Below are 26,547 nucleotides of genomic sequence, written 5' to 3'. Positions count from 1 at the left end.
ATGCTCATCATAGAGCGTTACGCGAGCTTAACGGCCTTGAAGCGTCCATTAACCATTCGGGATTTCGTCGACAAAGGTTAATATCGCCTAAACGACTGGATTCCGGTGGAATCGTTGCGCTTGTGCATCAGTGACGAGAGGGCGGCCTTGTTGCGGAGCAGGCGGCGGCGTGCCACCGCGCATCCATGTCCCTTTCCGACCGGATCATCTTCATCGACGCCGAAGCTCTGGTGATCGACAAGCCGGCCGGACTGCCGGTCGATCGCCCGCGCGCAGGCGGGCCGAGCGTTGAGAGTCGGATCGACGAGCTCAAGTGCGGCTTCCAGCGGCCGCCGGTCGCGATGCACCGGCTCGACCAGGATACCAGCGGCTGCCTGCTGCTGGCGCGCAACCCCAAGGCGGTGAAGCGCATCCAGGCGAGCTTCGAGGCGGGCGAGGTGCGCAAATCCTACCTCGCGGTTGTCGCCGGGGAGTTGGCCGAGACGGAGGGCCTGATCGACCTCCCGCTGGCCAAGGTCTCCAGCGAGCGCGACGGCTGGCGCATGACGGTCGAGGAGGGCGGCAAGCCCTCGCGCACCCGGTGGCGGCGGATCGCGGTCGCCGAGGGCCAGTCGCTGGTCGAGCTTCGCCCCGAGACCGGCCGCACCCACCAGCTGCGCATCCACGCCGCGCGCGGGCTCCACGCGCCGATCGTCGGCGATCCCGTCTACGGCGGGGCGAGCGCGCGTGGCGGAGCGATGGTCGAGCCGGGCGCGGGCATGCTGCTCCACGCCTGGCGGCTCGCCGTGCCGCGCGCGCCACGCGAGGAGATCGACGTCACCGCCGCCGTCCCCGAGCGCTTCGGCCGCTGGCGCGAGCTGCTGCCGTGAGCCCGGGCGAGGTCGTCATTCCCGAGGACGCGCTGTCCGAGCGCTTCCTCGCCGCGACCGGCCCCGGCGGGCAGAACGTCAATAAGGTCGCTACCGCCTGCCAGCTGCGGGTCGACGTCTATCGCCTCGGCTTGCCGCCTCACGCCTATGAGAAATTGAAGTCGCTGGCGGGAAGCAAACTGACCACCGGCGGCGAGCTGATTATCACTGCGCGCAACTATCGCACCCAGGAAGCCAATCGCGAGGATGCGCGCCGCCGGCTGGCCGAGCTGATCGCCGCCGCTTATGTCCGCCAGGCCCGCCGCCGCCCGACCAAGCCAAGCCGCGCCGCCAAGGCGAAACGGGTCGAGACGAAAAAGGGGAGGGGCGCGGTCAAGGCCGGACGGGGACGCGTGACGGATTACTGAGAAGCCCGTCATGCTGAACTTGTTTCAGCATCCACCGTGACACACATGCGGCGGCGACCGAACGACGATGGACCCTGAACCGAGTTCAGGGTGACGGAGCAGGTAATGTACGACTTCAAGATCACCGCGGCCGACAAGCCCACCGCCTACCGCGACCTGCTGCTTGCGCTCGAGGGGCTGACCACCGGCGAACCCGATCCCATCGCCAACATGGCCAATGCCGCGGCGCTGATCTGGGAGAGCCTGCCCGACCTCAACTGGGCGGGCTTCTACCGCAATGTCGGCGGCGAACTGGTGCTCGGACCGTTCCAGGGCCGCCCCGCCTGCATCCGCATCCCGTTTGGCAAGGGCGTCTGCGGCACCGCCGCGGCCGAGCAGCGCGTCCAGCGGATCGACGACGTCAACGCCTTCCCCGGCCACATCGCCTGCGACGCGGCGAGCGAGAGCGAGCTGGTCGTCCCGCTCGTGCGCGAGGGCGAGCTGATCGCCGTGCTCGACCTCGACAGCCCGCAAAAAGCCCGCTTCGACGCGGAGGACGAAGCGGGCTGTGTTGCGCTGTGCGAGCTGCTCGCCCGCGTGCTGTAGAAGCTTAGTTCGACGCGATCTGGATCGCGATCGGCTCCTTGGTCGAAGCCTTCCATTCCGAACCCTGCGCGGCGATCGCGCTGTGGCCGGTCACGAAGGCGCCGAACACGCCGACCGCGACCACCGCGCCGACGGCGGCGCCGGTGTTGCCCTGGCCTTCGACCCGATAGTGACCGGTGACCGGCACGGTGCGGCCGTTGAGGCTGATGCTGTCGATATCGAACTCGAACTTGGCCGACTTGCCGAACGCGCCCTTGCCGGTGCGGTAGGAGACGTGGCCGACACCCGGCGTGCCGCGCGGAATGACGACATACTGGCCGACCATCACGTCGCGCGAGACCTTGAAGCTCAGCGTGTCGCCGACCCGCACCTTCTTGCTGTTGGCTTCATTGTCGAGACTCAGCCAGATGTCGCTGTTGCTCGGCAGCATGCTGCCATTGGCGACCGCAGGGACGGCCTGGACCATCACCGGAACGGCGGGAGCGGCCTGCACCGCCGGGGCGGCTTGCGCCGAAAGCGCCGACGCGGCGCACAGGAAAGCGGCGCCGCCAACGGCGCGCATCGATACGAACATGGAAGATCCCCCTGATCAACTCGCCCCAAATCGGGCAGCCAGAGGTCGTAAATTGTTCTGGGGGCGTTACAAGGTTAACGATTTCGGAACAACCGTTTTATGCAACCTGTGTGTCGAAATCGCCTCAGCTAAGCTGCTCAAGCCGCTCGTCGCTGAGGCCGCCGGGAATGATCATCACCGGGCAGGGGAGCTTGCCCGCGTCGGTGCCGGCGAAGGCGGCGACCATCACGCCGGGGGAGCCGCTGGGGGTGGCGCCGAGGACCAGCGCGGCGATGTCGTCGCGGGTGCCGATGAGCGCGCGGACGACGGTCACCGGATCGCCCGCCTGGACCATGATGTTGGGCGTGATCCCGGCAGCATCGACGATCTCGCCGACCGCGCTCGACACGCTGCCCTCGATCCGCAGCCGTTGTTCTTCCTCGATCGCCGCCTGAACCCCGCCCCATTGGACGAAATCCTGCGGCTCGGTGATCGCCAGCACCTCGATCGCGCCATCGGTCTTGGCGGCGCGGCGCGCGGCGAAGCGCAGCGCCTGACGCGCCTCGGGGCTGTCATCGATCACCACCAGATAGGTGCGCTTGGGGCTGTCCATCGGCCGCCAGTCTAGTCCAGGACGCTTGACGGGCAAAGGGGCTTGGTCTTTGAGCGGGCCACTTATCGACCGCTCTCAAGCAAGGCTCCCCATGGCGACCGAACTCAAGATGCCCGCGCTGTCCCCCACCATGGAGGAGGGCACGCTCGCCAAGTGGCTGGTCAAGGAAGGCGACTCGGTGAAGAGCGGGGACATCCTCGCCGAGATCGAGACCGACAAGGCGACGATGGAGTTCGAGGCGGTCGACGAGGGCACCGTCGCCAAGATCCTCGTTCCCGAGGGCACCGATGGGGTGAAGGTCGGCGCGCCGATCGCCCTGATCGCCGGCGAGGGCGAAGATGCCAGCGCGGCTGCTGCTGCAGCGCCCGCCGCTCCTGCACCGGCTGCTCCGCCAGCCGCGCCGGCCCCTAAGGCCGATGCGCCGGCATCGCCTGCACCCGCGCCCGCCGCGCCTACTCCAGCCCCTGTCGAGACCCCGGCCGCGCCCGCCCAGGCGGCGGCTCCGCACGCCGCGAGCGGTGACCGGGTCAAGGCCAGCCCGCTCGCCCGACGGCTGGCGCAGGCGCAGAACATCGACCTGTCGACCCTGACCGGTAGTGGTCCCGGCGGCCGCATCGTCCGCGCTGACCTCGGCAAGGCTGCCGGCGGTGCCGCCGCGCAGCCCGCCGCCGCCGCGCCGGCCGCCGCGACCGCGTCGGCCCCGGCCGCCGAGGCGCCCGCGCAGCCGTTCACGACCGACATCCCGCACGAGGTCGCCAAGCTCTCGAACATGCGCAAGACGATCGCGCGCCGCCTGTCCGAGGCGAAGCGTGAGATCCCGCACATCTACCTTACCGTCGATGTCCGGTTGGATCCGCTGCTCAAGCTACGCGGCGAACTCAACGCGAGCCTGTCGGGCCGCGGGGTCAAGCTCAGCGTCAACGACATGCTGATCAAGGCGCTCGCCCTCGCCCTCGAGGCGGTGCCCGAGTGCAACGTCAGCTTCACCCCCGGCGAGCTCATCAAGTACAGCCGCGCCGATATCTCGGTTGCGGTGAGCATCCCCGGCGGCCTCATCACCCCGATCATCACCGACGCCGCCGCCAAGTCGATGAGCAAGATCTCGACCGAGATGCACGAGCTCGCCGGCCGCGCCAAGGAAGGCAAGCTGCAGCCCAACGAATATCAGGGCGGCACCGCGTCGATCAGCAACATGGGCATGTACGGCATCAAGCAGTTCGACGCCGTCATCAACCCGCCCCAGGCGATGATCCTCGCGGTCGGCGCGGGCGAGAAGCGGCCTTATGTCGTTGGCGACGAACTCGCCGTCGCTACCGTGATGAGCGTCACCGGCAGCTTCGACCACCGCGCGATCGACGGCGCCGACGGCGCCCGCCTGATGAAGACGCTCAAGGAACTGGTGGAGAACCCGCTGGGGCTGGTGGCTTAGGCCTTGTCCTCTGAGATCAATTTCTTGCGGGCTTGGCGCAAGAAGCGTGGCCTGACCCTCGACCAATTGGCCGGCCAGATTGGCACGTCCAAAGGTCAGCTATCCGATCTAGAACGAGGACTGAGGCGCTTTTCAGAGCCGTGGCTTACTAAATTGGCGACAGTTCTGGGCGTTTCAGTCCAAGAGCTTCTGCAGGATCCGCTCGCAATCGCTCGAGGTGCGCCACTCATCCGCACCACCGCCATGCCGACCGACACCAACCCCTATGGCGGCGTGTTCGGGGGCTGGCTGATGGGCCAGATGGGGCTCGCCTGCGGGTCGTTCGCCTCGCGGCACAGCGCGGGCAAGGCGATCCTGGTGGCAGCCGATGGGCTCAAGTTCCCCGGCGCGATGGCGGTCGGGGATGAGCTCAGTGTCTATGTCGACCTGGTGAAGCAGGGCCGCACCTCGCTGCTGCTCAAGGCCGAAGCGGTCGGGCGCGCGCGCGACGGCGATCTTGAAACAGTCGTGGCGGAGGGCGAGTTCACCTTCGTCGCGCTCGATGAACACAACCGACCGCGTCCGATCGCGGCAGAGGAAGCAAGCAATGGCTGAGCAATATGATGTCATCGTCCTCGGCTCGGGCCCTGGCGGCTATGTCGCGGCGATCCGCTGCGCGCAGCTTGGGCTCAAGACCGCGATCGTCGAGCGCGAGAATCTGGGGGGCATCTGCCTCAACTGGGGCTGCATCCCGACCAAGGCGCTGCTCCGCTCGGCCGAGGTGCTTCACTACATGCAGCACGCCGACGCCTACGGCCTGATCGCCGGGGGCGAGGCCAAGGCCGACCTCGGCAAGGTCGTCGCGCGTAGCCGGGCGGTCGCCAAGCAACTCAATCAGGGCGTCACGCACCTGATGAAGAAGAACAAGATCGCGGTGCACATGGGGTCGGGCGTCCTGACCGCGAAGGACAAGCTCACGGTAACCGGCGCCGACGGCAAGGCGACCGAGCTTCAGGCGAAGAACATCATCCTCGCCACCGGCGCGCGCGCCCGCGACCTGCCCTTCGCCAAGGCCGACGGCGAGCGGATCTGGACCTATCGCCATGCGATGACTCCCAAGGAGATGCCGACCGACCTGCTGGTCATCGGCTCGGGCGCGATCGGGATCGAGTTCGCCAGCTTCTACAACGACTTGGGCGCCAAGGTGACCGTGGTCGAGATGCTCGATCGGATCGTGCCGGTGGAGGACAAGGACGTCAGCGACGCGCTCGCCAAGTCGCTGACCAAGCAGGGCATCACCATCCTTGCCGGGGCCGGGGTCGAAAGCCTCAAGAGCGACGGCCAGGGCATTGCCGCGACGATCAAGACCAAGGACGGCAAGGCCGCCGAGCAGCGTTTCTCGCACTGCATCGTCGCGGTCGGGATCGTCCCGAATACCGAGAATATCGGATTGGAAGCGCTCGGCGTCACGACCGACCGCGGCTTCCTCAAGACCGATCCGATGTGCCGCACCAACGTGCCGGGCTTGTGGGCGATCGGCGACATCACCGCGCCGCCGTGGCTGGCGCACAAGGCGAGCCACGAGGGCATCATCGCCGCCGAGGCGATCGCGCAGAGCCTCGGCAACAAGGACGTCCACCCGCACGCGATGGACCCCAAGAACATCCCCGGCTGCACCTATTGTCATCCGCAGGTCGCCAGCGTCGGCCTGACCGAAGCCAAGGCCAAGGAAGCCGGCTACGAGGTCCGCGTCGGCAAGTTCCCGGCGATCGGCAACGGCAAGGCAATCGCGCTGGGTGAGGTCGAGGGCTTTATCAAGACGGTGTTCGACGCCAAGACCGGCGAATTGCTCGGCGCGCATATGATCGGCGCCGAGGTGACCGAGCTCATCCAGGGCTACACCGTCGGCAAGACCGCCGAACTGGTCGAGCAGGATTTCATCGAGACCGTCTACCCCCACCCGACCCTGTCGGAGATGATGCACGAGAGCGTGCTCGCCGCCTACGACCGGGTGATCCACATCTAGCGGAACGCCCGTGCCACACCGGGGTTGGGAAAGGACCATCCCGGGAGGCAGGCATGAAGCGCGGTTTCTGCGACGATCTTGAAGAACTGACGATCGCCAACAACGACTTTCGCCGCGTGCTCTACACCGGCGAGCATCTCCAGCTCGTCCTGATGAGCTTGGCTGCCGGTGAGGAAATCGGCGAGGAAGTGCACGAAGACCGCGACCAGTTCTTCCGCTTTGAGGAAGGCGAGGGAGTGGTGGTCATCGACGGCAAGGAGAATGCCGTGAAGGAAGACGTGGCGGTTATCGTCCCCGCCGGCGCCCGCCACAACGTCAAGAACACCACCGACGAGCCGCTGCAATTCTACACGCTCTACGGACCGCCCGAGCATAAGGACGGGACGGTCCACAAGGACAAGGCGCAGGCGGAACGCGACCACGATCAGGACGAATGGGACGGCAAGACGACCGAATAGGCGTTAACGGTCCGGCAGTGTTGCGCCGCTAATCTCCCCCGCACGTGACAGGGGAAAAGCGCGTGCAGACGGTCCATTACAAATCGGCCCGCCTCGGCACCACGCCGCTGGTCGGAGCGATGTTCACGCTCGGCGCCGGCTGGATGTGGTGGAACGACGGCAGCTGGCTGTTCTTGCTGATGATGCTGGTGTTCGGCGGAATGACCGCGATCGGCATCAGCAACGCCGTCAGCGGCGAGCCGCCGCTCAAGTGGGACAATGCGGGCCTGACCATCCGCACCGCCGGCCGCAGCCGGACTGTTTCCTGGTCGAGCGTCCAGGCGATCTTCGCCGAGACGATGACCATGCGCTATTATTTCGTCATCCCCGTGCACCGGACCACCTTCCTCGTCTTCAAGGTCGATGGTGGCCTCACCGGCGGCAAGAAATTGCGCGTCAACGCCGATTCGCTCGCGGTAGCGAAGAGCGACCTGCCGCTGCTGATCGCGACGCTCAATCGCGCGCATGTCGCGGCGGTCGGCGAGGCGGGTGTCGCGATGAAGGGGGCAGGGGCGCATGGCTGGGGTGCGCGCTCGGCTGCGGCGCCGTCATACGGTGAGAGCGAACCGACGAGCAGCAACGGATTCGATCCCGATGCCGCGCTCGCACGCTACCTGCAGCGCAAGGAAAGTGGCGAAGCCCCGAAAGCGAACGCAGCGCCCGAGCCGACCCGAGCGGCGCCATCCGCACCGACCCCGAGTGTGCCGCCGCGGCCGGCGTTCGGCCGCCGCGGCCTCACCAGCTAGCGGGCGTTCATCCGCAGCAGCGCCAGTTCCTCGCGCAGCTTCTGCAACTCGAGCTCATAGACTTTCGAGCAATCGAGCCGGGTCGGCTTGTGGCCGAGCGGAACGGTGACCCTCGCATAAGCAATCCCTTGCGATCCGCGGTCGTCGTTGAACACATAGGAGCGCGGGTCATTGCCCCCGCCCGAGGTCGCCCCGGCGATGCCGACATCGAGATAGCCGTCGTTGCTGTTGATGCTCTGGCGGCAGCGGGTTCCCGACGAGGTCTCGATCGTGTCCTCGCCGCCGGGGCCCTGCGGCGCCTGCGGCAGATAGACGCCGGACTGCGCCAGGGCGGCCGTGGCGACGAGCGGCTCAGCCAATGCGGCGAGCAACAAGCTTCGAACAAACACGCGCATGGATCAGGGCTCCTTGGCCAAAGTCGGCGCGCTCGGCGCAGACACGGAAACGGAAGGTCTCGCCGGGGCTAAGATCGCTGGCGATCACCAGCACGCGCCGCTGGGAATTCGCCGGCAAGGTCAGGATCGGGCTGGGCAGCATCACGCGCGGTTGCGCCGCTTCGTCGCCGTAGCCGATCGCATAAAGGCGAAGGGCATCGGGTCGGCGGTCGTCGTTGATCAGCGTGACATAAAAGCCCTTGCGATCGCTCATCGTGACGCCGTCGGCGTTGAGCGGCCCCAGCCCGACCGCGGCGGCGGGGCCGGCCGCCCACATCAGCGCAAGGATGAGCCCGGCGCGATGGGTCATTGCTGACACGTCACTGTGGTTTGCAGGCGGTAGGATCCGGCCGCGAACCCGCCGCTGTCGTCGGCCTTCATGTTGAGCGTGACGAGGTCGCCCAGCGCATTCGTGCTCGTGTAGGAGCTCTGGCCGGTGGTGTAGCTCTGATTGCCGCCTCCGGTGGAGCTGTATTTCAGGTTGATGATCGGCGACCCGGCGTAAGCCGCTGGGCGCTGGCTCATCGTCGGCGCGGAGAAGGTGAGGGTGGGCCGCCCGCCGGTGGACACCACGGTCAGGACCGCGGCCGCGCCTCCGGACAGTTCCGACCCGATCTCGGTACCCGTCGAGGTGTTGACGCCGAGGGAACCCGACGTGCTCACCGAGAGGATGCAGGATGTGGTCACGAGCCCATTGAACGCCAGCACCGACTGGGCGTGGGCAGGCGCTGCAAGACCGGTCAGAAGCGTGCCGGCCGCGAGCGAGTATTTCGCGATGATGTGCATACGCAATCGGGCCTCCGCCCCAAGCTGGCGCAATGGGGAATCCATCGCGGCAAATGTGCTGATCGCGGTGTTAACCATGCCGGCTTACCGCCGACCTACGCGCGGCTCCATTTCGGACCTGCACGTGTCGAATGCGCGCGATTTTTCCGCTTGCAGTTGACCTAACGTCAAGCGCTACAGGGGTCTTATGACGACCCCGCTCGACATCCGCGACGTCGCTCGCCAGACCGGGCTGACCAGCCGCGCCCTGCGCTTCTACGAAGCGCGCGGGCTGGTGGCGCCGTTGCGGACCCACAGCGGCCGGCGACTCTACGGTCCCGCCGAACTCGAGCAATTGAACCGCGTGCTCGCGCTCAAGAAGGCCGGGTTGACGCTGGCGCAGATCGAGCGGCTGACGCGGGGGCAGAGCCTGCCGCTGGCCGCGCTGATCGACGCCCAGCTTGCCGTCATTAACGATCGCACGGCCGAACTCGCCGAGGCGCGAGCGCTGCTGGTGTCGGTCAAGTCACGCATCGACCGCGGCGAGCCCGTCGATGCCGCGACCTTCTGCTCGCTGATCCGACATGAGGAACTGACCATGACCAAGGAACAATGGGACAAGGTGTCCGACCAATATCTGACGCCCGAGGCCAAGGCCGACTTCGCCGCCAGCCAGATGCCCGAGGGCTTCGACCAGGCGGCCTACAGCGCCAAATGGGCCGATCTCGGCGCGCGGGCCAAGGCGATGATCCCGCTCGGCCCCGACAGCCCCGAGGCCGGCGCCATCTACGACGAATGGCAAGATCTGCTCGCCCCGTTCAAGGCGATGGCGACCCCGGCGATGGCCGCCGGGGTGACCGCCATGTACGAGAAGATGGGCGAGTGGCAGGACCGGCCCGAGGCGCCGTCGCCGGGCTTCGACGCCGACACCTTCCGCTTTATCCAGGAGGTCGGCCGGCGCCGCCAGGGCTGACGCGAGCGGGCGGGCGGGGCGCTGCTCCGCCCGCTTACACCCGGCGTTGACCTGTTCGCCCGCACTCTGTATTGGGCCGCTCGTTCGTCCCGCCTGGCGATTCCTATCGCCGATGGAACGGACAGAGCTGAACATTGTGCTCTTCGCGGCGAGACGGCCGGCGACCCTCGGGTCAGCCGGCCTTCGCGCTTGAAGCGCACAAAGTAACCGCCGGGTCTTCCGGCACTGTAAAGGTGAAGGGCTTCATGCCAACGATCAACCAGCTGATCCGCAAGGGTCGCGAGCCGCAGAAGGCCAAGTCCAAGGTCCCAGCGATGGAACAGAACCCGCAAAAGCGCGGCGTCTGCACCCGTGTCTACACCACGACCCCGAAGAAGCCGAACTCGGCGCTGCGCAAGGTGGCCAAGGTCCGCCTGACCAACAGCCGCGAAGTCATCAGCTACATTCCGGGCGAGGGCCACAACCTGCAGGAGCACAGCGTCGTCCTGATCCGCGGCGGCCGTGTGCGCGACCTTCCGGGCGTGCGCTACCACGTGCTTCGCGGCGTGCTCGACACGCAGGGCGTCAAGGACCGCAAGCAGAGCCGTTCGAAGTACGGCGCCAAGCGGCCCAAGTAAGCTGATCGTTGGCCGCGCCGCGATCAGACGCAGGCGCGCCGCTCAAGAAGGAATAATCCTATGTCCCGTCGTCGTCGCCCAGAAAAGCGCGAGATTCTCCCCGATCCCAAGTTCGGGGACATCACCCTGTCCAAGTTCATGAATTCGGTCATGCTGGACGGTAAGAAGTCGGTCGCCGAGAGCATTGTCTACGGCGCGCTCGACAACGTCGAAGCCCGCCTGAAGCGTGAGCCTATCGCGGTCTTCCACGAAGCGCTCAACAATGTCCGTCCGGGCATCGAGGTCCGCAGCCGCCGCGTCGGCGGTGCGACCTACCAGGTCCCGGTCGAGGTCCGTGACGTTCGCGCCCAGGCGCTGGCGATCCGCTGGCTGATCACCGCCGCCCGCGCGCGGTCGGAGAAGACCATGGCCGGCCGCCTGTCGGGCGAGCTGATGGACGCCGCGCAGAACCGCGGCAACGCCGTCAAGAAGCGCGAAGACACGCACCGCATGGCCGAAGCGAACCGCGCCTTCAGCCACTACCGCTGGTAAGGAAGAAGCCCTTCGGCATCGCCTCCGGGTGGCGCTGGTAAAAACCCTACCTATATTGTGGGAGCGCGGGTCACCGGCCTGCCTCCCACATCACTAAGGAACTGACGACCATGGCCCGCAGCCATCCGCTCGACCGTTATCGCAATATCGGCATCATGGCGCACATCGACGCCGGCAAGACGACGACGACCGAGCGCATCCTTTATTACACCGGCAAGTCCTACAAGATCGGCGAGGTCCATGAGGGCACCGCCACCATGGACTGGATGGAGCAGGAGCAGGAGCGCGGGATCACGATCACGTCGGCCGCGACGACCTGCGTGTGGCGGGCCGCCGAAGGCAAGGGCGAAGAGCACCGCATCAACATCATCGACACCCCGGGCCACGTCGACTTCACCATCGAAGTCGAGCGTTCGCTGCGCGTGCTCGACGGTGCGGTCGCCTGCTTCGACGGCGTTGCCGGCGTCGAGCCGCAATCGGAGACCGTGTGGCGTCAGGCTGACAAATATGGCGTGCCGCGGATGTGCTTCGTCAACAAGCTCGACCGCACCGGCGCCAACTTCGAATTCTGCGTCCAGTCGATCATCGATCGCCTCGGCGCGCGTCCGGCGGTGCTCTATCTCCCGATCGGCATCGAGGGCGGCTTCAAGGGCCTCGTCGACCTGGTCGAGAATCGTGCCATCATCTGGCTCGAGGAGAGCCTGGGCGCCAAGTTCGAGTATCAGGAGATTCCGGACGACCTTAAGGACAAGGCCGCCGAGGCACGCACCAACCTCATCGAGATTGCCGTTGAGCAGGACGATGCGGCGATGGAGGCCTATCTCGAGGGCACCGAGCCCGACACCGCGACGCTCAAGGCGCTGATCCGCAAGGGCACGCTCAACATGGCGTTCGTGCCGGTCGTGTGCGGCTCGGCGTTCAAGAACAAGGGCGTGCAGCCCCTGCTCGACGCGGTGGTCGACTATCTGCCGAGCCCGCTCGACGTGCCGGCGATCAAGGGCGTCCTGCCCAACGGCGACGAGGACACCCGTCCGTCGGACGACGCGGCCCCGTTCGCGGCGCTGGCGTTCAAGATCATGAACGATCCCTTCGTCGGGACGCTGACCTTCGCGCGCATCTACTCGGGCAAGCTCGAAACTGCGTCGCAGGTCGTCAACAGCGTCAAGGATAAGAAGGAAAAGGTCGGCCGCATGCTGCTGATGCATGCGAACGAGCGCGAGGACATCCAGATCGCTTATGCGGGCGACATCGTCGCGCTGGCGGGTCTCAAGGACACCACCACCGGCGACACGCTTTGCGCGATCAACGCGCCGATCATCCTCGAGCGGATGGAATTCCCCGAGCCGGTGATCGAGCTGTCGGTCGAGCCCAAGACTAAGGCCGACCAGGAGAAGATGGGCGTCGCGCTCAATCGCCTGGCCCGCGAGGACCCCTCGTTCCGCGTCTCGACCGACCATGAGTCGGGTCAGACCATCATCAAGGGGATGGGCGAGCTCCACCTCGAGATCCTGGTCGATCGCATGAAGCGCGAGTTCAAGGTCGAGGCCAACGTCGGCGCTCCGCAGGTCGCGTATCGCGAATATCTGAAGAAGCCGGTCGACGTCGACTACACCCACAAGAAGCAGTCGGGCGGCACCGGCCAGTTCGGCCGCGTCAAGGTCAAGGTCACGCCGGGTGAGCGCGGTTCCGGGATCGTCTTCAAGGACGAGATCAAGGGCGGCAACATCCCCAAGGAGTTCATCCCGGCGATCGAGAAGGGCTTCCGCGAGACCGCGGCGACCGGTTCGCTGGTCGGCTTCCCGATCATCGACTTCGACATCGTGCTCTATGACGGCGCCTACCACGACGTCGACTCGTCGGCGCTGGCGTTCGAAATCTGTGCCCGCGGCGCAATGCGCGAAGTGGCTCAGAAGTCGGGCATCACGCTGCTCGAGCCGGTGATGAAGGTCGAGGTCGTCACTCCGGAGGACTATCTGGGCGACGTCATCGGCGACTTGAACAGCCGCCGCGGCCAGATCCAGGGCACCGACTCGCGCGGCAACGCGCAGACGGTCGAGGCGATGGTCCCGCTGGCCAACATGTTCGGCTACGTGAACGCGCTCCGCTCGTTCACCCAGGGCCGGGCGAGCTACTCGATGCAGTTCTCGCACTATGACGAAGTTCCGCAGAACGTGGCGGACGAGGTCAAGGCGAAGCTGGCGTAACCATTTTTTTGACGCTAAGGGCGCGCTCGCATTGGGCGAGCGGGCCCATTTGAACCCAAGAAGAGGCGTAACATGGCGAAGGCGAAATTCGAGCGGAACAAGCCGCACTGCAACATCGGGACCATCGGTCACGTTGACCATGGCAAGACCTCGCTGACGGCGGCGATCACCAAGGTGCTCGCCAAGACCGGCGGTGGTGTTGCGGTTGACTTCGCGAACATCGACAAGGCGCCGGAAGAGCGCGAGCGCGGCATCACCATCTCGACGGCGCACGTCGAGTATGAGACCGCCAACCGCCACTATGCGCACGTCGATTGCCCCGGCCACGCCGACTATGTGAAGAACATGATCACCGGCGCGGCGCAGATGGACGGCGCGATCCTGGTCGTGTCGGCTGCCGACGGCCCGATGCCGCAGACCAAGGAGCACATCCTGCTCGCGGCGCAGGTCGGCGTTCCGACCATGGTCGTGTTCCTCAACAAGGTCGACCAGGTCGACGATCCCGAGCTGCTCGAGCTGGTCGAGCTCGAAATCCGCGAGGAGCTTTCCAAGCGCGGCTTCGACGGCGACAACATTCCGATCGTCTCGGGTTCGGCGCTGGCCGTCCTCGAGGACAGCAACGAGGAAATCGGAGAGAAGGCGATCCTCAAGCTGATGCAGGCCGTCGACGACTGGATCCCGCAGCCGGAGCGTCCGCTCGACAAGCCGTTCCTGATGCCGATCGAGGACGTGTTCTCGATCTCGGGCCGCGGCACCGTGGTCACCGGCCGCGTCGAGACCGGCATCGTCAAGGTCGGCGAGGAAGTCGAGATCGTCGGCATCAAGGACACCAAGAAGACCGTCGTCACCGGCGTCGAGATGTTCCGCAAGCTGCTCGATCAGGGCCAGGCCGGCGACAACATCGGTGCGCTGATCCGCGGCGTCGGCCGTGAAGAGGTCGAGCGTGGCCAGGTGCTCTGCAAGCCGGGCTCGATCACGCCGCACACCGACTTCCAGGCCGAGGTGTACGTCCTCAGCAAGGACGAGGGTGGCCGTCACACGCCGTTCTTCGCCAACTACCGTCCGCAGTTCTACTTCCGGACCACGGACGTCACCGGCGAAGTCCAGCTCCCCGAGGGCACCGAGATGGTCATGCCGGGCGACAACGTGTCGCTGGGCGTGAAGCTGATCGCCCCGATCGCCATGGACACCGGTCTGCGCTTCGCGATCCGCGAAGGCGGCCGCACCGTCGGCGCCGGCGTGGTGGGCAACATCACCAAGTAAGCTTCAACCGCTTTATCAGCGGGGGAAACGACAGAGGGCCCGGTACTCGCAAGAGTGCCGGGCCTTTTGCTGTCCGCGGCCTTCGTGGTGTCGATTGCAGCGGGTGCCTACTCGAGGTCGGTCTGGATCCACTGGGGCGAATGATGGACGTCGACGGTCTGCAGGCGTCCCGGGCCGAGGTTGCGGAAGCGGTGGGGGACGCCGGCCGGGCCGAACACCACCTCGCCGGCTTCCGCGTCGATGATCGTGTCACCGACCTCGAAACGGGCGCGGCCGGCGATCACCACGAACGTCTCGTCATAAGGATGAACGTGCAGCCGGGGACCGACCCCGACCTCGTCCGTGCCGTAGGTGAGGACTGTCACTTCGCCGCCAAGCGCGCGGCCCTCGACGAATCCGCGCCACGGGGACGTCGAGCTATCGTCGAAAAGCCGGAATTTGACGGGCTGTCGACCGTCTGGTGCGACCGTGGCCGGGTCGAAATCATGTCGCATGAGGGCCTCGTCCTCCGAATGTAAGGCGACTTTTGCATAGAGCCTGGCGACGCGACTTGCACACGGGGGTTGATCCGACCGCCGGTCCTCTGTAGAGGCGCCTCCACAGACGGAGATTCGTCCCCGTCGCCAAACTTTTAGCGTTGAGGTCGTCCGCCTCGGGAAACCGGGAATAGGCGGGTGCGGCCTCTTGTTGTTCGGGCTGGCAACAGCCTGGTGGCTCTTTCGCATCGGTAGTGGATATGGAAACGCAGAACATCCGGATTCGTCTGAAGGCCTTTGATCACCGCGTGCTCGATCAGGCCACCGGCGACATCGCTGACACCGCGCGTCGCACCGGCGCACTGATCCGTGGCCCCATTCCGCTCCCGACGCGTATCGAGAAGTTCACCGTGAACCGCTCGCCGCACGTCGACAAGAAGTCGCGCGAGCAGTTCGAGGTCCGCACTTACAAGCGGCTGCTCGACATCGTGCAGCCGACGCCGCAGACGGTCGACGCGCTGATGAAGCTCGATCTCGCCGCGGGTGTGGACGTGGAGATCAAACTGGCCTAAGGGCCATCGCGCAGCGGTTGAATCGCCTCTTCAGAAGCGATCCTGCAGCGCAACTTAAAGGGATACCGCGGGCGGTCCTGGTCTCAGGACCACCCGGTCTGCGTCCCCCGCTTTCCGCTTCCGAGCGGAAATAGCCCAAGCGGGGCGACGCTTCATTTCATGGGCTGCACGCCCGTCTTCGGTAGCGAGGACGGGCCTCTGTGAGGGAGTGTCTGATCATGCGCACTGGCGTGATCGCGAAGAAGGTTGGAATGACCCGCCTGTTCCAGGCAGACGGTCGGCACGTGCCGGTCACCGTTCTGCAGATGGAGGGGCTGCAGGTCGTCGGTCGCCGCGAGGCCGATAAAGATGGATACACCGCCGTTCAGCTCGGCGCCGGCTCGGCCAAGGCGAAGAATGTCGCCAAGCCGCAGCGTGGCCACTTCGGCAAGGCCGAAGTTGAGCTGAAGGCCAAGGTCGCCGAATTCCGGGTCGCCGAGGACGCGCTCCTCGACGTGGGCGCGGAAATCACTGCCGACCATTTCGTCACCGGCCAGCTGGTCGATATCTCGGGTGTCACCCAGGGTAAGGGCATGGCCGGCGCGATGAAGCGCTGGGGCTTCGGCGGTCTGCGCGCGACCCACGGCGTCTCGGTCTCGCACCGTTCGCACGGGTCGACCGGTAACCGCCAGGATCCGGGCCGCGTCTTCAAGAACAAGAAGATGGCCGGCCACATGGGCGCCCGTAACCGCACCCAGCAGAACCTCGAGATCGTCCGCACGGACGCTGAGCGTGGTCTGCTTTTCGTCAAGGGCTCGGTGCCCGGGCACAAGGGCAGCTGGCTGACCGTCCAGGACGCGGTGAAGCTGCCGCGCCACGACACCGCGCCCTATCCGGCCGGCATCCGCCAGGCCGCGCAGAACAACAACGCCGACGTGAGCGCCGACAACTCGGTCGCCGCTGACGAGAGCACGGAAGGCTAAGCGATGAAGGTCGAAGTCAAGACCCTGGACGCGCAAGGCAGCGGCGACCTGGAGCTCAACGACGCCGTGTTCGGTGTCGAGCCCCGCGCCGACATCCTGCACCGCGTGGTCACCTGGCAGCTGGTCAACCGCCGCGCCCCCGCCCGCGCCACCCGCGAGCGGTCGGACGTGGCCCGCACCGGCAAGAAGTTCGGTCGCCAGAAGGGCGGCGGTACCGCTCGTCATGGCGATCGCCGCGCGCCGATCTTCATCGGCGGTGGTAAGGCCCACGGTGCCCGCGCCCGGGTGTTCAGCGCCTCGCTGAACAAGAAGGTGCGCGCGCTCGGCCTCCGCATGGCACTGTCGAGCAAGGCCCAGGGCGGCCAGCTCATCATCGTCGACAACCTCGATGTGCCCGAGGGCAAGACCAAGGCGCTGCAGGAGCGGCTGGGCAAGCTCGGCTTCGGCAAGACCGCGCTGGTGATCGACGGCGACGCGCTCAACGTCAGCTTCGCCCGCGCCTCGTCGAACCTGGGGACGGTCAACCTGCTCCCGGCGATGGGCGCCAACGTCTACGACATCATGCGCCACGAGACCCTGGTCCTGACCAAGGCCGCGGTCGAGAAGCTGGAGGCCCGCTTCCATGGCTAAGCAGCCGGAAACTAAGGCGATCGACAATCGCCACTACGACGTCGTCCTGACGCCGCACATCACCGAGAAGTCGACCATGCTCTCCGAGCATAATGCGGTCGTCTTCAAGGTCGCGCCGACGGCTTCCAAGCCGCAGATCAAGGCCGCGGTCGAGGCGCTGTTCGGGGTCACCGTGACGGGCGTCAACACCATCGTCCAGAAGGGCAAGTCGAAGCGCTGGAAGGGCAAGCCCTATCAGCGGTCGGATGTGAAGAAGGCGGTCGTGACGCTGGCCGAGGGCCAGTCGATCGACGTCACCGAAGGGGCTCGGGGCTAATGGCACTCAAGCAATATAAGCCGACGAGCCCGGCCCGCCGTGGCCTCATCCTCGTCGACAAGTCGGCGCTGTGGAAGGGCAAGCCCGTCAAGGCGCTGACCGAAGGCAAGCGCAAGACTGGCGGCCGCAATAACAAGGGCCATGTGACCAGCCGCGGCATTGCGGGCGGCCACAAGCAGAAGTACCGCATCGTCGACTTCAAGCGTCGCACCTGGGACGTCTCGGCCACCGTCGAGCGGCTCGAGTATGACCCCAACCGTTCGGCGTTCATCGCGCTCGTCACCTACGACGGCGGTGAGCAGGCCTACATCCTCGCGCCGCAGCGTCTTGCGCCCGGCGACAAGGTCGTCGCCGGCAAGAAGGTCGACGTGAAGCCCGGCAACGCGATGGAGATCGGCCAGATGCCGGTCGGCACCATCGTCCACAATGTCGAGCTCAAGCCCGGCAAGGGTGGCCAGATCGCCCGCGCCGCCGGCACCTATGTGCAGGTGGTGGGCCGCGACCGCGGGATGGTGATCGTTCGCCTGAACTCGGGCGAGCAGCGCTACATCCGCTCGGATTGCATGGCGACCGTCGGTGCGGTGTCGAACCCCGACAACGGTAACCAGACGCTGGCCAAGGCTGGCCGCAACCGCTGGCTCGGGCGTCGTCCGCTGACCCGCGGTGTCGCCAAGAACCCGGTCGACCACCCGCACGGCGGTGGTGAAGGCCGGACCTCGGGCGGCCGTCATCCGGTGACCCCGTGGGGCAAGCCGACCAAGGGTGCGCGCACCCGTCACAACAAGGCGACCGACAAGATGATCATCCGGTCGCGCCATTCGACCAAGAGGAAGGGCTAAATGGCTCGTTCAATCTGGAAGGGCCCGTTCGTCGAGCTGTCGCTGCTTCGCAAGGCGGAGAAGGCGCAGGACGGCGGTGGCCGTGCGCCGATCAAGACCTGGTCGCGTCGCTCCACCATCCTGCCGCAGTTCGTCGGCCTGACCTTCAACGTCTACAACGGCCGCAAGTTCGTGCCGGTGTCGGTCAACGAGGACATGGTCGGCATGAAGCTGGGTGAGTTCGCGCCGACGCGCTTCTTCCCCGGCCACGCCGCCGACAAGAAGGGCAAGCGCTAATGAGCAAGCCAGCATCCCCCCGCAAGGTGGGCGACAAGGAAGCGCTCGCCGTCGGCAACACCATCCGTGGTTCGGCCCGCAAGCTGAACCTGGTGGCGCAGCTGATCCGCGGCCGCCGGGTCGAGGAAGCGCTCAACATCCTCAAGTTCAGCCCTAAGGGGATGAGCGAAGATGTCTACAAGGTGCTCGCCTCCGCCGTCGCCAACGCCGAGAACAACCACAACCTCGATGTCGACGCGCTCGTCGTCGCCGAGGCATCGGTCGGCAAGTCGATCAGCATGAAGCGGTTCGCCACCCGCGCCCGCGGCCGGTCGAGCCGGATCGTGAAGCCGTTCAGCCGCATCCGCGTCGTCGTGCGCGAGCAGGAAGAAGCCTAATGGGTAACAAGTCCTCTGCGATCGGCCTTCGGCTGCAGATCAACCGTACCTGGGACAGCCGCTGGTTTGCGGAAGGTCAGGACTACGGTCGGCTGCTGCTGGAAGACCTCAAGATCCGCCAATACATCTTCAAGACGCTGCCGCAGGCCGCGATCTCGAAGGTCGTCATCGAGCGTCCCGCCAAGCTGTGCCGCATCTCGGTGTATGCCGCCCGTCCGGGTGTCATCATCGGCAAGAAGGGCAGCGACATCGAGAAGCTGAAGAAGACCCTGGGCAAGATGACCGGGTCGGAAGTCAGCCTCAACATCGTCGAGATCCGCAAGCCGGAAGTCGATGCGCGCCTCGTGGCGCAGGGCATCGCCGACCAGCTCGAGCGCCGGATTGCTTTCCGCCGCGCCATGAAGCGCGCCGTTCAGTCGGCGATGCGGCTGGGCGCCGAGGGCATCCGAATCGAGTGCGGCGGTCGTCTCGGCGGCGCCGAGATCGCCCGTTCGGAGCGTTATCGCGAGGGCCGGGTGCCGCTGCACACGCTGCGCGGCAACGTCGACTATGCCGAGGCCCAGGCCCACACCGCTTATGGCGTGTGCGGGGTCAAGGTGTGGGTGTTCAAGGGCGAGATCCTTGGCCACGACCCCCTGGCCCAGGATCGCCTGATGATGGAAGCCCAGACTTCCGGCGTGCGCCCGGCGCGCGACGACGACCGTCGCCGGTAAGGATCGAGAACCATGCTGCAACCAAAGCGCACCAAGTTCCGCAAGGCCTTCAAGGGCCGCATCCATGGCAACGCCAAGGGCGGGACCGAGCTCAACTTCGGCGCCTTCGGCCTGAAGGCGATGGAGCCCGAGCGGATCACCGCGCGGCAGATCGAGGCGGCTCGCCGCGCGATCACCCGCCACATCAAGCGCCAGGGCCGTCTCTGGATCCGGATTTTCCCGGACCTGCCGGTCTCGTCCAAGCCCGCCGAAGTCCGCATGGGCTCGGGTAAGGGTGCGCCCGAATATTGGGTCGCGCGGGTCAAGCCCGGCCGCATCCTGTTCGAGCTCGACGGCGTTCCGGGGCCGCTCGCCAAGACCGCGTTCGAGCGGGCTGCCGAGAAGCTCCCCATCCGCACCAAGGTGGTTGCCCGCCTCGGTGAAACCCTGGTTGAGGCTGACTAAGATGGCCAAGCGTGAAGACCTGTCGGTCCAGACCGACGACCAGCTGTCGACCCAGCTCGGCGACCTTAAGCGGGAGCAGTTCAACCTGCGCTTCCAGGCCGCCACCGGCCAGCTGGAGAAGCCGAGCCGCGTGCGCGAGGTTCGTCGCACCATCGCCCGTATCAAGACCCTGCAGGGCCAGCGCTCCAAGAGCGCCCCGGCGCAGCAGGGCTGAGGAGAGAATAGATGCCCAAGCGCGTCCTCACCGGCACCGTGGTGTCCGACAAGGGTGACAAGACCGTGGTGGTCCGCGTCGAGCGGCGGGTGAAGCACCCGCTCTACGGCAAGATCATCAAGCTGTCGAAGAAGTATCATGCCCACGACGAGGCGAATGCCTACTCGCTGGGTGAGCAGGTGCGCATTCAGGAATGCGCGCCAGTGTCGAAGCTCAAGACCTGGACCGTCGTCGAGCGGGTCAACGAAGCCAAGGCTTCGGACCTCGCCGAAGCGGCCAACGTCTGAGCCCCGTAGCAGTCAAGGATAGGGTGAACCCATGATCCAGATGCAGTCCAACCTGGACGTCGCAGACAATAGCGGGGCCAAGCGCGTCCAGTGCATCAAGGTGCTGGGCGGGTCGAAGCGCCGTACCGCGGGCGTCGGCGACATCATCGTCGTCTCCGTCAAGGAAGCGCAGCCGAAGGGCCGGGTGAAGAAGGGTGACGTGCATCGCGCGGTCATCGTTCGCACCGCCAAGGACATCCGCCGTCCCGACGGTTCGGTGATCCGCTTCGACTCGAACGCCGCCGTGCTGGTCAACAAGAACGAGGAGCCGATCGGCACCCGTATCTTCGGCCCGGTGGTGCGCGAGCTGCGCGGCCGCAAGCACATGAAGATCATCAGCCTGGCGCCGGAGGTTCTGTAATGGCTGCCGCGAAGATCAAGAAGGGCGACAAGGTCGTCGTCCTGTCAGGCAAGGACAAGGGCAAGACCGGTGAGGTCGTCCAGTCCATGCCGAAAGAGCAGAAGGTGGTCGTCAGCGGCGTCAATGTCGCCGTCCGCCATCGCAAGGCGAGCCAGGAGAACCCGCAGGGTGGCCTGGAGCGCAAGGAAGCGCCGCTGCACGTGTCCAAGGTCGCGCATGCCGACCCGAAGACCGGCGGGCCGACCCGCGTCCGCTTCGAGGAGCGCGACGGCAAGAAGGTCCGGGTGGCGGTCAAGTCCGGGGAGCTGATCAATGGCTGACGCTTATATCGCGCGCCTGAAGAAGGATTATGACGAGCGCATCGCGCCGGCCATGACCGAGCGGTTTGGTTACAAGAACCGCATGGAAGTGCCCAAGCTCGAGAAGATCGTCATCAACATGGGCGTCGGCGAGGCGACCCAGGACAAGAAGAAGGTCGAGCAGGCCGCCGCCGAGATGCAGGCGATCGCCGGGCAGAAGCCGGTGATCACCAAGGCCAAGAAGTCGATCGCGCAGTTCAAGCTGCGTGAAGGCATGCCGATCGGCTGCAAGGTGACCTTGCGCCGCGAGCGGATGTACGAGTTCCTCGACCGTCTCGTGACCGTGGCGCTGCCGCGGGTCCGCGACTTCCGTGGGCTCAACCCCAAGTCCTTCGACGGTCGTGGCAATTACGCCATGGGCCTGAAGGAGCAGATCGTGTTCCCCGAGATCAACTACGACCAGATCGACAAGGTCCGGGGGATGGACATCATCGTGACGACGACCGCGAAGACGGATGAGGAAGCGCGCGAACTGCTGCGCCTCTTCAATTTCCCGTTCCCGGCCGCCGACGACCAGAAGCAGGCCGCCTGAGCGGCCGTAGGAGAGAACTTAAGTCATGGCGAAACTGAGTTCCATCAACAAGAACGAGCGGCGTCGCAAGCTGGTCGAGAAGACTGCGCCCAAGCTGGCGAAGCTGAAGGCGAAGGCTAACGACAAGTCGCTCGACGAGACCGAGCGGCTGATCGCTCGGCTCAAGATGGCCGAACTTCCGCGTAACGGTAACAAGACGCGGATCCGCAACCGGTGTGAGCTGACGGGCCGTTCCCGCGCTTATTACCGCAAGTTCCGTCTGTCGCGCGTGATGCTTCGGGAAATGGGCAACAAGGGCCTCATTCCCGGCCTCACCAAGTCGAGCTGGTAAGGGGCAGCACTGATGCCAATGACCGATCCCCTGGGTGATATGCTCACCCGCATCCGCAACGGCCAGCAGGCGCGCAAGGACTCGATCCTGACGCCGGCGTCCAACCTGCGTGTCCGCGTCCTCGACGTGTTGCAGCGCGAAGGCTATATCCGCGGTTACGCCGAGGAAGAGCTGTCGGGCCACAAGGGCCTGCGGATCGAACTCAAATATTTCGAAGGCCAGCCGGCCATCCAGCATCTCGCGCGTGTCTCGAAGCCCGGTCGCCGGGTCTATTCTGGCGCAACCGAACTGCCGCGGATCCGCAATGGCCTTGGCATGACCATCGTCTCGACGCCTCGTGGCGTTCTGTCCGACGCGGAAGCGCGCGAGCAGAACGTCGGCGGCGAGGTGCTGGCGGAGGTGTTCTAAGATGAGCCGCATCGGCAAAAGGCCCGTCCCGGTTCCGACCGGCGTGACCGCCAACCTCGAAGGCCGCAACCTGTCGGTGAAGGGACCCAAGGGCACCCTCTCGATGACCGTCATGGACGACCTGGTGAACACCACCGTCGAGGACGGCCAGATCAGCGTCCAGCCGGTCAACGACAGCCAGCGCGCTCGCGCCGCCTGGGGCATGCAGCGCACCAACGTGCTCAACCTCGTCACCGGTGTGACCGAGGGCTTCACCAAGGTGCTCGAGATCACCGGCGTCGGCTACCGCGCCGCGGCCCAGGGCAAGAACCTGCGCCTGCAGCTCGGCTACAGCCACGACGTCAACTACGCCGTGCCGGAAGGCATCGAGGTCAAGACTCCCGACCCTAACACGGTCGAGATCAGCGGCATCGACAAGCAGAAGGTCGGCCAGGTCGCCGCCGAAATCCGTCGCTGGCGCAAGCCCGAGCCGTACAAGGGCAAGGGCATCAAGTACCGCGGCGAGTTCATCTTCCGCAAGGAAGGGAAGAAGAAGTAATGGCCAAGCTCTCCCTCTTCGACCGGCGTCGTCGCCGGGTTCGCACCGCGCTGAAGGCGCGCGCGTCGGGCAAGGCGCGGCTGTCCGTGCATCGCTCGGGCCGCCACATCTACGCCCAGGTCATCGACGATGCCGCCGGCCGCACGGTCGCGTCGGCCTCGACCCTCGACAAGGACCTGCGCGGCAAGACCAGCGCGACCGCTGAGGGCGCCAAGGCTGTCGGCAAGGCGCTCGCCGAGCGCGCCAAGGCGGCGGGTGTCGACCGGGTCGTGTTCGACCGCGGCGGTTTTCTCTTCCATGGCCGGGTCAAGGCCCTGGCCGACGCCGCCCGAGAGGGCGGTCTGGAGTTCTAAGTGATGGCTGACGAGACTGAAACCCAGACCCAGGCGGGTGCTCCCGACGCGGCTCCGGCGGCCCAGGGCGCCGACGCCGGTCAGCCGGCCACCGAGGGCCGCGGTCCGCGCGGCGGTCGTGGCCGTGGCGGCCCCGGCGGCGGTCGTGACAATCGCGGCGGCGGCAACCGTGGCCGGCGCGACGATCGTCGTGGCGGTCCGCGCGGCGACGACGACGGCGAAGAGCTGATCGAGAAGCTGGTCCACATCAATCGCGTCTCCAAGACCGTGAAGGGCGGCAAGCGCTTCGGCTTTGCCGCGCTGGTCGTGGTCGGCGACGGCAAAGGCCGCGCTGGCTTCGGTCACGGCAAGGCGCGCGAAGTGCCGGAAGCCATCAGCAAGGCGACCGCGGCGGCCAAGAAGGCCATGATCCGCGTGCCGCTGCGCGATGGCCGCACCCTGCACCATGACGGCCTCGGTCACTTCGGTGCCGGCCGCGTCACCGTCCGCACCGCTCCGGCGGGGACCGGGATCATCGCGGGTGGCCCGATGCGCGCCATCTTCGAGAGCCTCGGCGTCGCCGACGTGGTCACCAAGTCGGTCGGGACCTCGAACCCGTACAACATGATCCGGGCGACCTTCGAGGCGCTCAAGGAACAGACCAGCCCCCGTTCGGTGGCGCAGCGTCGCGGCAAGAAGGTCGCCGACCTGCTCGGCCGTGGCGGCATGGCCAGCGCCGAGGCGGAAGCGACCGCCGAAGCGATCACGGAGTAAGCCTGTCATGGCCACCATCAAGATCACCCAGACGGGTTCGCCGATCCGCCGCGACAAGACCCAGCGCGCGACGCTGGTCGGTCTCGGCCTCAACAAGATGCATCGCACCGTCGAGGTGGAGGAGACCCCCGAGGTCGCCGGCCAGCTCCGCAAGGTGCAGCATCTGGTGAACGTGGAGCGCTAAGCTTCACGACCCCGCCGGCGGGTTGGCCGGCTGCGCGACAAAAGCGAAAGCGAGTGCACTGACATGAAACTGAACGAACTCCGCGACAACGAAGGCGCCCGCAAGTCCCGCATGCGGGTCGGCCGGGGCATCGGCTCGGGCAAGGGCAAGACCTCGGGCCGCGGCCAGAAGGGCCAGACCAGCCGCTCGGGCGTCAGCATCTTCGGCTTCGAAGGTGGCCAGATGCCGCTCCACATGCGGATCCCGAAGCGCGGCTTCAACAACATCTTCGCGCGTGACTATGCCGAAGTGAACCTCGGCGCGATCCAGAAGCTGGTCGATGCCGGCACGCTCAAGACCGACGGCACGATCGACCACGACGCCTTGAAGGCCGCGGGTATCGCGCGCGGCGGCAAGGACGGCGTTCGCATCCTCGGCAAGGGTGAGCTCAAGGCCAAGCTGGCGCTCAAGGTCGCCGGCGTGTCCAAGGGCGCGCGTGAGGCGATCGAACAGGCCGGCGGCAGCGTCGAGCTGATCGAGCGCAAGGTTCCGGCCGAACTCGCTGCTGCCAAGAAGGGCAAGGCGCGAGAGGCGCGCATTGCCAGCAAGGCCGCGAAGTCCGGCAAGTAAGCCGCCTCGCGCCAGCGCTTCTCAAGCGCGGTAACGAGACTATATGAGGCGGCGGGGGGCTGATGAGCCATCCGCCGCCTTGTTTCCTTAAGGACTTCGAATGGCATCCGCAGCCGAACGCCTGGCTTCCAGCATTACGTTCTCGAACTTCAGCCGGGCGACCGAGCTCAAGAAGCGCATCTGGTTCACGGTGGGGGCGCTGATCCTCTTCCGTCTGCTCAGCCACGTGCCGATGCCGGGGATCGACCCCCGCGCCATGGCCGAGCTGTTCAAGACCCAGCAGGGCGGCGTGCTCGACTTCTTCAACACCTTCTCGGGCGGCAGCCTGCAGCGGATGAGCATCATCGCGCTCGGCGTCATGCCCTACATCACCGCTTCGATCGTCGTGCAGCTTGCCGCGACCATGTATCCGCCGTGGATGGCCCTCAAGAAGGAGGGTGAGACCGGGCGCAAGCGCCTCAACCAGTACACCCGCTACCTGACCGTCCTGCTGACGATGGTGCAGGGCTATTTCATCGCGGTCGGGCTCGAGGGCCTCGGTCAGACGCAGAACATCGCTGCGGTGGTCCAGCCGGGTATCACCTTCCGCGTCGCCGCGACTGTCAGCCTGATCGGCGGCACCCTCTTCCTGATGTGGATCGGTGAGCAGATCACCAGCCGCGGGATCGGCAACGGCGTGTCGCTGATCATCATGGCCGGCATCGTCGCCTCGCTGCCGACCCACCTCGCCCAGCTGCTCGAAGGCGGCCGCGCGGGGACGATGGACCCGATCGTGATCATCCTGGTGATCGCTCTCGTCGTTGGCCTCATCCTCTTCATCTGCTTCATGGAGCGGGCCCAGCGCCGCGTCCTCATCCAATATCCCAAGCGCGCCACCGCGCGGGGCATGATGAGCCAGGAGCGCAGCCACCTGCCGATCAAGATCAACACCGCGGGCGTGATTCCGCCGATCTTCGCCAGCTCGCTGCTGCTGATGCCGCTGACCGTCATCCAGATGGCCGGCGCGCGCACGGCGGGCTCGGGCGGCAGCGACTTCCTGATCACGCTGTCGACCTACCTGCAGCACGGCAGCCCGATCTTCATGACCCTCTACGGGCTGGGCATCGTCTTCTTCTGCTTCTTCTACACCGCGGTGCAGTTCAATTCGGAAGAGACCGCCGAGAACCTCAAGCGCAACGGCGGCTTCATCCCGGGCGTTCGGCCGGGCAAGGCGACGGAAGAATATTTCGACCGCCTGCTCAACCGCCTGACCGTGCTCGGCGCGGCTTACCTGGTGATCATCTGCCTGGTGCCGGAGATCATGTTCACCCAGCTCGGCATCCCGTTCTACCTCGGCGGGACGAGCCTGCTGATCGTGGTCAACGTGACGATGGATACGGTCAGCCAGATCCAGAGCCACCTGATCGCGCATCAATATGGCGACCTCATCAAGAAGGCCAAGCTCAAGGGGGCGCGGGCAGCGCGCCGCTGACCGCTTGCATCG

At 66.2% G+C, this 26,547-nt stretch carries 41 protein-coding genes and 1 pseudogene; 36 read left to right on the top strand and 6 right to left on the bottom strand.

The window, feature by feature from the left end:
• Window positions 1-185: 185 nt before the first annotated feature.
• From GCU42_RS05860 to GCU42_RS05850, 3 genes are all read left to right on the top strand, one after another.
• Window positions 186-869, top strand: coding sequence for an RluA family pseudouridine synthase (locus GCU42_RS05860; protein ID WP_114226665.1), 684 nt, complete (start codon window positions 186-188; stop codon window positions 867-869).
• Complete coding sequence (gene arfB, locus GCU42_RS05855) at window positions 866-1,276, top strand: alternative ribosome rescue aminoacyl-tRNA hydrolase ArfB (protein ID WP_114226664.1); 411 nt, start codon at window positions 866-868, stop codon at window positions 1,274-1,276. The genes GCU42_RS05860 and arfB overlap by 4 nt, the downstream gene beginning before the upstream one ends.
• Before the next feature lie 105 nt (window positions 1,277-1,381).
• Window positions 1,382-1,861: a GAF domain-containing protein gene (locus tag GCU42_RS05850; protein WP_114226663.1), complete on the top strand. Its 480-nt coding sequence runs from the start codon at window positions 1,382-1,384 to the stop codon at window positions 1,859-1,861.
• A 4-nt stretch (window positions 1,862-1,865) separates the two neighbouring features.
• On the opposite strand, the gene GCU42_RS05845 is transcribed toward GCU42_RS05850, so the two are convergent.
• Window positions 1,866-2,435 (bottom strand): hypothetical protein, encoded by a 570-nt coding sequence (locus GCU42_RS05845; RefSeq protein WP_114226662.1) that lies wholly within the window; start codon window positions 2,433-2,435, stop codon window positions 1,866-1,868.
• 124 nt (window positions 2,436-2,559) lie between these two features.
• Window positions 2,560-3,027, bottom strand: coding sequence for a universal stress protein (locus GCU42_RS05840; protein ID WP_114226661.1), 468 nt, complete (start codon window positions 3,025-3,027; stop codon window positions 2,560-2,562).
• A 91-nt stretch (window positions 3,028-3,118) separates the two neighbouring features.
• Between GCU42_RS05840 and GCU42_RS05835 the strand changes: the two genes are divergently transcribed.
• The 6 genes and pseudogenes from GCU42_RS05835 (at window position 3,119) to GCU42_RS05815 (ending at window position 7,704) form a co-directional block, all read left to right on the top strand.
• Window positions 3,119-4,456: a pyruvate dehydrogenase complex dihydrolipoamide acetyltransferase gene (locus GCU42_RS05835; protein ID WP_114226660.1), complete on the top strand. Its 1,338-nt coding sequence runs from the start codon at window positions 3,119-3,121 to the stop codon at window positions 4,454-4,456.
• A gap of 3 nt (window positions 4,457-4,459) precedes the next feature.
• Window positions 4,460-4,591 (top strand): annotated as a pseudogene (locus GCU42_RS15600) (helix-turn-helix domain-containing protein); the annotation flags it as partial.
• Window positions 4,592-4,699: 108 nt separating this feature from the next.
• Complete coding sequence (locus GCU42_RS15340; protein WP_240309349.1) at window positions 4,700-5,050, top strand: acyl-CoA thioesterase; 351 nt, start codon at window positions 4,700-4,702, stop codon at window positions 5,048-5,050.
• Window positions 5,043-6,461 carry a dihydrolipoyl dehydrogenase gene (gene lpdA / locus GCU42_RS05825; protein ID WP_114226658.1) on the top strand — a complete coding sequence of 473 codons (1,419 nt, stop codon included), beginning with the start codon at window positions 5,043-5,045 and terminating at the stop codon, window positions 6,459-6,461. Before GCU42_RS15340 ends, lpdA begins: the two co-directional genes overlap by 8 nt.
• Before the next feature lie 53 nt (window positions 6,462-6,514).
• Window positions 6,515-6,919 (top strand): cupin domain-containing protein, encoded by a 405-nt coding sequence (locus GCU42_RS05820; protein ID WP_114226657.1) that lies wholly within the window; start codon window positions 6,515-6,517, stop codon window positions 6,917-6,919.
• Window positions 6,920-6,981: 62 nt separating this feature from the next.
• Window positions 6,982-7,704, top strand: a complete 723-nt coding sequence (locus tag GCU42_RS05815) for a hypothetical protein (protein ID WP_114226656.1) — start codon at window positions 6,982-6,984, stop codon at window positions 7,702-7,704.
• Here the strand turns inward: GCU42_RS05815 and GCU42_RS05810 are convergent.
• The 3 genes from GCU42_RS05810 to GCU42_RS05800 all read right to left on the bottom strand — a co-directional run bounded on the left by GCU42_RS05810 (window position 7,701) and on the right by GCU42_RS05800 (window position 9,002).
• A complete protein-coding gene (locus GCU42_RS05810; protein WP_114226655.1) occupies window positions 7,701-8,063 on the bottom strand; it encodes a hypothetical protein in 363 nt (120 codons plus the stop codon). The two genes, GCU42_RS05815 and GCU42_RS05810, sit on opposite strands and share 4 nt — an antisense overlap.
• Window positions 8,056-8,352: a hypothetical protein gene (locus GCU42_RS05805; RefSeq protein ID WP_152569471.1), complete on the bottom strand. Its 297-nt coding sequence runs from the start codon at window positions 8,350-8,352 to the stop codon at window positions 8,056-8,058. The genes GCU42_RS05810 and GCU42_RS05805 overlap by 8 nt, the downstream gene beginning before the upstream one ends.
• A 92-nt stretch (window positions 8,353-8,444) precedes the next feature.
• Window positions 8,445-9,002 (bottom strand): hypothetical protein, encoded by a 558-nt coding sequence (locus GCU42_RS05800; RefSeq protein ID WP_152569470.1) that lies wholly within the window; start codon window positions 9,000-9,002, stop codon window positions 8,445-8,447.
• Between the two features lie 109 nt (window positions 9,003-9,111).
• On the opposite strand from GCU42_RS05800, the gene GCU42_RS05795 reads away from it, so the two are divergent.
• The 5 genes from GCU42_RS05795 to tuf all read left to right on the top strand — a co-directional run bounded on the left by GCU42_RS05795 (window position 9,112) and on the right by tuf (window position 14,491).
• Window positions 9,112-9,876, top strand: coding sequence for a MerR family transcriptional regulator (locus GCU42_RS05795; protein WP_114226652.1), 765 nt, complete (start codon window positions 9,112-9,114; stop codon window positions 9,874-9,876).
• Between the two features lie 245 nt (window positions 9,877-10,121).
• The gene (rpsL, locus tag GCU42_RS05790) at window positions 10,122-10,493 is read left to right on the top strand and encodes a 30S ribosomal protein S12 (protein ID WP_114227738.1); all 372 of its coding nucleotides are present in this window, start codon (window positions 10,122-10,124) and stop codon (window positions 10,491-10,493) included.
• A 60-nt stretch (window positions 10,494-10,553) separates the two neighbouring features.
• The gene (rpsG, locus tag GCU42_RS05785; protein ID WP_114226651.1) at window positions 10,554-11,024 is read left to right on the top strand and encodes a 30S ribosomal protein S7; all 471 of its coding nucleotides are present in this window, start codon (window positions 10,554-10,556) and stop codon (window positions 11,022-11,024) included.
• A 110-nt stretch (window positions 11,025-11,134) separates the two neighbouring features.
• Window positions 11,135-13,228, top strand: a complete 2,094-nt coding sequence (gene fusA / locus GCU42_RS05780; RefSeq protein ID WP_114226650.1) for an elongation factor G — start codon at window positions 11,135-11,137, stop codon at window positions 13,226-13,228.
• Window positions 13,229-13,300: 72 nt separating this feature from the next.
• A complete protein-coding gene (gene tuf, locus GCU42_RS05775) occupies window positions 13,301-14,491 on the top strand; it encodes an elongation factor Tu (protein WP_114226649.1) in 1,191 nt (396 codons plus the stop codon).
• A 107-nt stretch (window positions 14,492-14,598) separates the two neighbouring features.
• Here the strand turns inward: tuf and GCU42_RS05770 are convergent, their stop codons facing one another.
• Window positions 14,599-14,985 (bottom strand): cupin domain-containing protein, encoded by a 387-nt coding sequence (locus tag GCU42_RS05770; protein ID WP_114226648.1) that lies wholly within the window; start codon window positions 14,983-14,985, stop codon window positions 14,599-14,601.
• A 242-nt stretch (window positions 14,986-15,227) separates the two neighbouring features.
• Here GCU42_RS05770 and rpsJ point away from each other — a divergent pair, with 242 nt between their 5' ends.
• The 22 genes from rpsJ (at window position 15,228) to secY (ending at window position 26,535) form a co-directional block, all read left to right on the top strand.
• Window positions 15,228-15,539, top strand: a complete 312-nt coding sequence (gene rpsJ / locus GCU42_RS05765) for a 30S ribosomal protein S10 (protein WP_028969184.1) — start codon at window positions 15,228-15,230, stop codon at window positions 15,537-15,539.
• Between the two features lie 218 nt (window positions 15,540-15,757).
• Window positions 15,758-16,501 (top strand): 50S ribosomal protein L3, encoded by a 744-nt coding sequence (gene rplC / locus GCU42_RS05760; protein WP_114226647.1) that lies wholly within the window; start codon window positions 15,758-15,760, stop codon window positions 16,499-16,501.
• Between the two features lie 3 nt (window positions 16,502-16,504).
• The gene (gene rplD, locus GCU42_RS05755) at window positions 16,505-17,131 is read left to right on the top strand and encodes a 50S ribosomal protein L4 (RefSeq protein ID WP_114226646.1); all 627 of its coding nucleotides are present in this window, start codon (window positions 16,505-16,507) and stop codon (window positions 17,129-17,131) included.
• The gene (locus GCU42_RS05750; protein ID WP_114226645.1) at window positions 17,124-17,447 is read left to right on the top strand and encodes a 50S ribosomal protein L23; all 324 of its coding nucleotides are present in this window, start codon (window positions 17,124-17,126) and stop codon (window positions 17,445-17,447) included. The genes rplD and GCU42_RS05750 overlap by 8 nt, the downstream gene beginning before the upstream one ends.
• A complete protein-coding gene (gene rplB, locus GCU42_RS05745) occupies window positions 17,447-18,286 on the top strand; it encodes a 50S ribosomal protein L2 (protein WP_114226644.1) in 840 nt (279 codons plus the stop codon). The genes GCU42_RS05750 and rplB overlap by 1 nt, the downstream gene beginning before the upstream one ends.
• Window positions 18,287-18,562 carry a 30S ribosomal protein S19 gene (gene rpsS / locus GCU42_RS05740; protein ID WP_114226643.1) on the top strand — a complete coding sequence of 92 codons (276 nt, stop codon included), beginning with the start codon at window positions 18,287-18,289 and terminating at the stop codon, window positions 18,560-18,562.
• Window positions 18,562-18,939: a 50S ribosomal protein L22 gene (rplV, locus tag GCU42_RS05735; RefSeq protein WP_114226642.1), complete on the top strand. Its 378-nt coding sequence runs from the start codon at window positions 18,562-18,564 to the stop codon at window positions 18,937-18,939. The genes rpsS and rplV overlap by 1 nt, the downstream gene beginning before the upstream one ends.
• Entirely contained in the window at window positions 18,939-19,652 is a 714-nt protein-coding gene (rpsC, locus tag GCU42_RS05730; protein ID WP_114226641.1) for a 30S ribosomal protein S3, read from the top strand. The genes rplV and rpsC overlap by 1 nt, the downstream gene beginning before the upstream one ends.
• A 12-nt stretch (window positions 19,653-19,664) precedes the next feature.
• Window positions 19,665-20,096 carry a 50S ribosomal protein L16 gene (gene rplP, locus GCU42_RS05725; RefSeq protein WP_114226640.1) on the top strand — a complete coding sequence of 144 codons (432 nt, stop codon included), beginning with the start codon at window positions 19,665-19,667 and terminating at the stop codon, window positions 20,094-20,096.
• Between the two features lies 1 nt (window position 20,097).
• Complete coding sequence (gene rpmC / locus GCU42_RS05720) at window positions 20,098-20,310, top strand: 50S ribosomal protein L29 (RefSeq protein WP_114226639.1); 213 nt, start codon at window positions 20,098-20,100, stop codon at window positions 20,308-20,310.
• A gap of 11 nt (window positions 20,311-20,321) precedes the next feature.
• A complete protein-coding gene (gene rpsQ, locus GCU42_RS05715) occupies window positions 20,322-20,597 on the top strand; it encodes a 30S ribosomal protein S17 (protein ID WP_114226638.1) in 276 nt (91 codons plus the stop codon).
• A 31-nt stretch (window positions 20,598-20,628) separates the two neighbouring features.
• Window positions 20,629-20,997, top strand: coding sequence for a 50S ribosomal protein L14 (gene rplN, locus GCU42_RS05710; RefSeq protein ID WP_114226637.1), 369 nt, complete (start codon window positions 20,629-20,631; stop codon window positions 20,995-20,997).
• Complete coding sequence (rplX, locus tag GCU42_RS05705) at window positions 20,997-21,317, top strand: 50S ribosomal protein L24 (RefSeq protein ID WP_114226636.1); 321 nt, start codon at window positions 20,997-20,999, stop codon at window positions 21,315-21,317. Before rplN ends, rplX begins: the two co-directional genes overlap by 1 nt.
• Window positions 21,310-21,888 (top strand): 50S ribosomal protein L5, encoded by a 579-nt coding sequence (gene rplE / locus GCU42_RS05700; RefSeq protein ID WP_114226635.1) that lies wholly within the window; start codon window positions 21,310-21,312, stop codon window positions 21,886-21,888. Before rplX ends, rplE begins: the two co-directional genes overlap by 8 nt.
• Before the next feature lie 25 nt (window positions 21,889-21,913).
• Window positions 21,914-22,219, top strand: coding sequence for a 30S ribosomal protein S14 (gene rpsN / locus GCU42_RS05695; RefSeq protein WP_114226634.1), 306 nt, complete (start codon window positions 21,914-21,916; stop codon window positions 22,217-22,219).
• Between the two features lie 12 nt (window positions 22,220-22,231).
• The gene (gene rpsH / locus GCU42_RS05690; protein WP_114226633.1) at window positions 22,232-22,627 is read left to right on the top strand and encodes a 30S ribosomal protein S8; all 396 of its coding nucleotides are present in this window, start codon (window positions 22,232-22,234) and stop codon (window positions 22,625-22,627) included.
• Between the two features lies 1 nt (window position 22,628).
• Window positions 22,629-23,165: a 50S ribosomal protein L6 gene (gene rplF, locus GCU42_RS05685; protein WP_114226632.1), complete on the top strand. Its 537-nt coding sequence runs from the start codon at window positions 22,629-22,631 to the stop codon at window positions 23,163-23,165.
• Window positions 23,165-23,518, top strand: coding sequence for a 50S ribosomal protein L18 (rplR, locus tag GCU42_RS05680; RefSeq protein ID WP_114226631.1), 354 nt, complete (start codon window positions 23,165-23,167; stop codon window positions 23,516-23,518). The genes rplF and rplR overlap by 1 nt, the downstream gene beginning before the upstream one ends.
• Before the next feature lie 3 nt (window positions 23,519-23,521).
• The gene (rpsE, locus tag GCU42_RS05675; RefSeq protein ID WP_114226630.1) at window positions 23,522-24,271 is read left to right on the top strand and encodes a 30S ribosomal protein S5; all 750 of its coding nucleotides are present in this window, start codon (window positions 23,522-23,524) and stop codon (window positions 24,269-24,271) included.
• A 7-nt stretch (window positions 24,272-24,278) separates the two neighbouring features.
• Window positions 24,279-24,455: a 50S ribosomal protein L30 gene (rpmD, locus tag GCU42_RS05670; RefSeq protein ID WP_114226629.1), complete on the top strand. Its 177-nt coding sequence runs from the start codon at window positions 24,279-24,281 to the stop codon at window positions 24,453-24,455.
• A gap of 63 nt (window positions 24,456-24,518) precedes the next feature.
• Window positions 24,519-25,064 (top strand): 50S ribosomal protein L15, encoded by a 546-nt coding sequence (gene rplO, locus GCU42_RS05665; protein WP_114226628.1) that lies wholly within the window; start codon window positions 24,519-24,521, stop codon window positions 25,062-25,064.
• Between the two features lie 100 nt (window positions 25,065-25,164).
• A complete protein-coding gene (gene secY / locus GCU42_RS05660; protein ID WP_114226627.1) occupies window positions 25,165-26,535 on the top strand; it encodes a preprotein translocase subunit SecY in 1,371 nt (456 codons plus the stop codon).
• The last annotated feature ends 12 nt before the right edge of the window (window positions 26,536-26,547 follow it).

The sequence above is a fragment of the Sphingomonas ginsengisoli An et al. 2013 genome (assembly GCF_009363895.1).
Taxonomy (GTDB): domain Bacteria; phylum Pseudomonadota; class Alphaproteobacteria; order Sphingomonadales; family Sphingomonadaceae; genus Sphingomicrobium; species Sphingomicrobium ginsengisoli.
The sequence above is the reverse complement of the archived record's forward strand: the minus strand, read 5'-3'. Positions and strand labels throughout refer to the sequence as shown.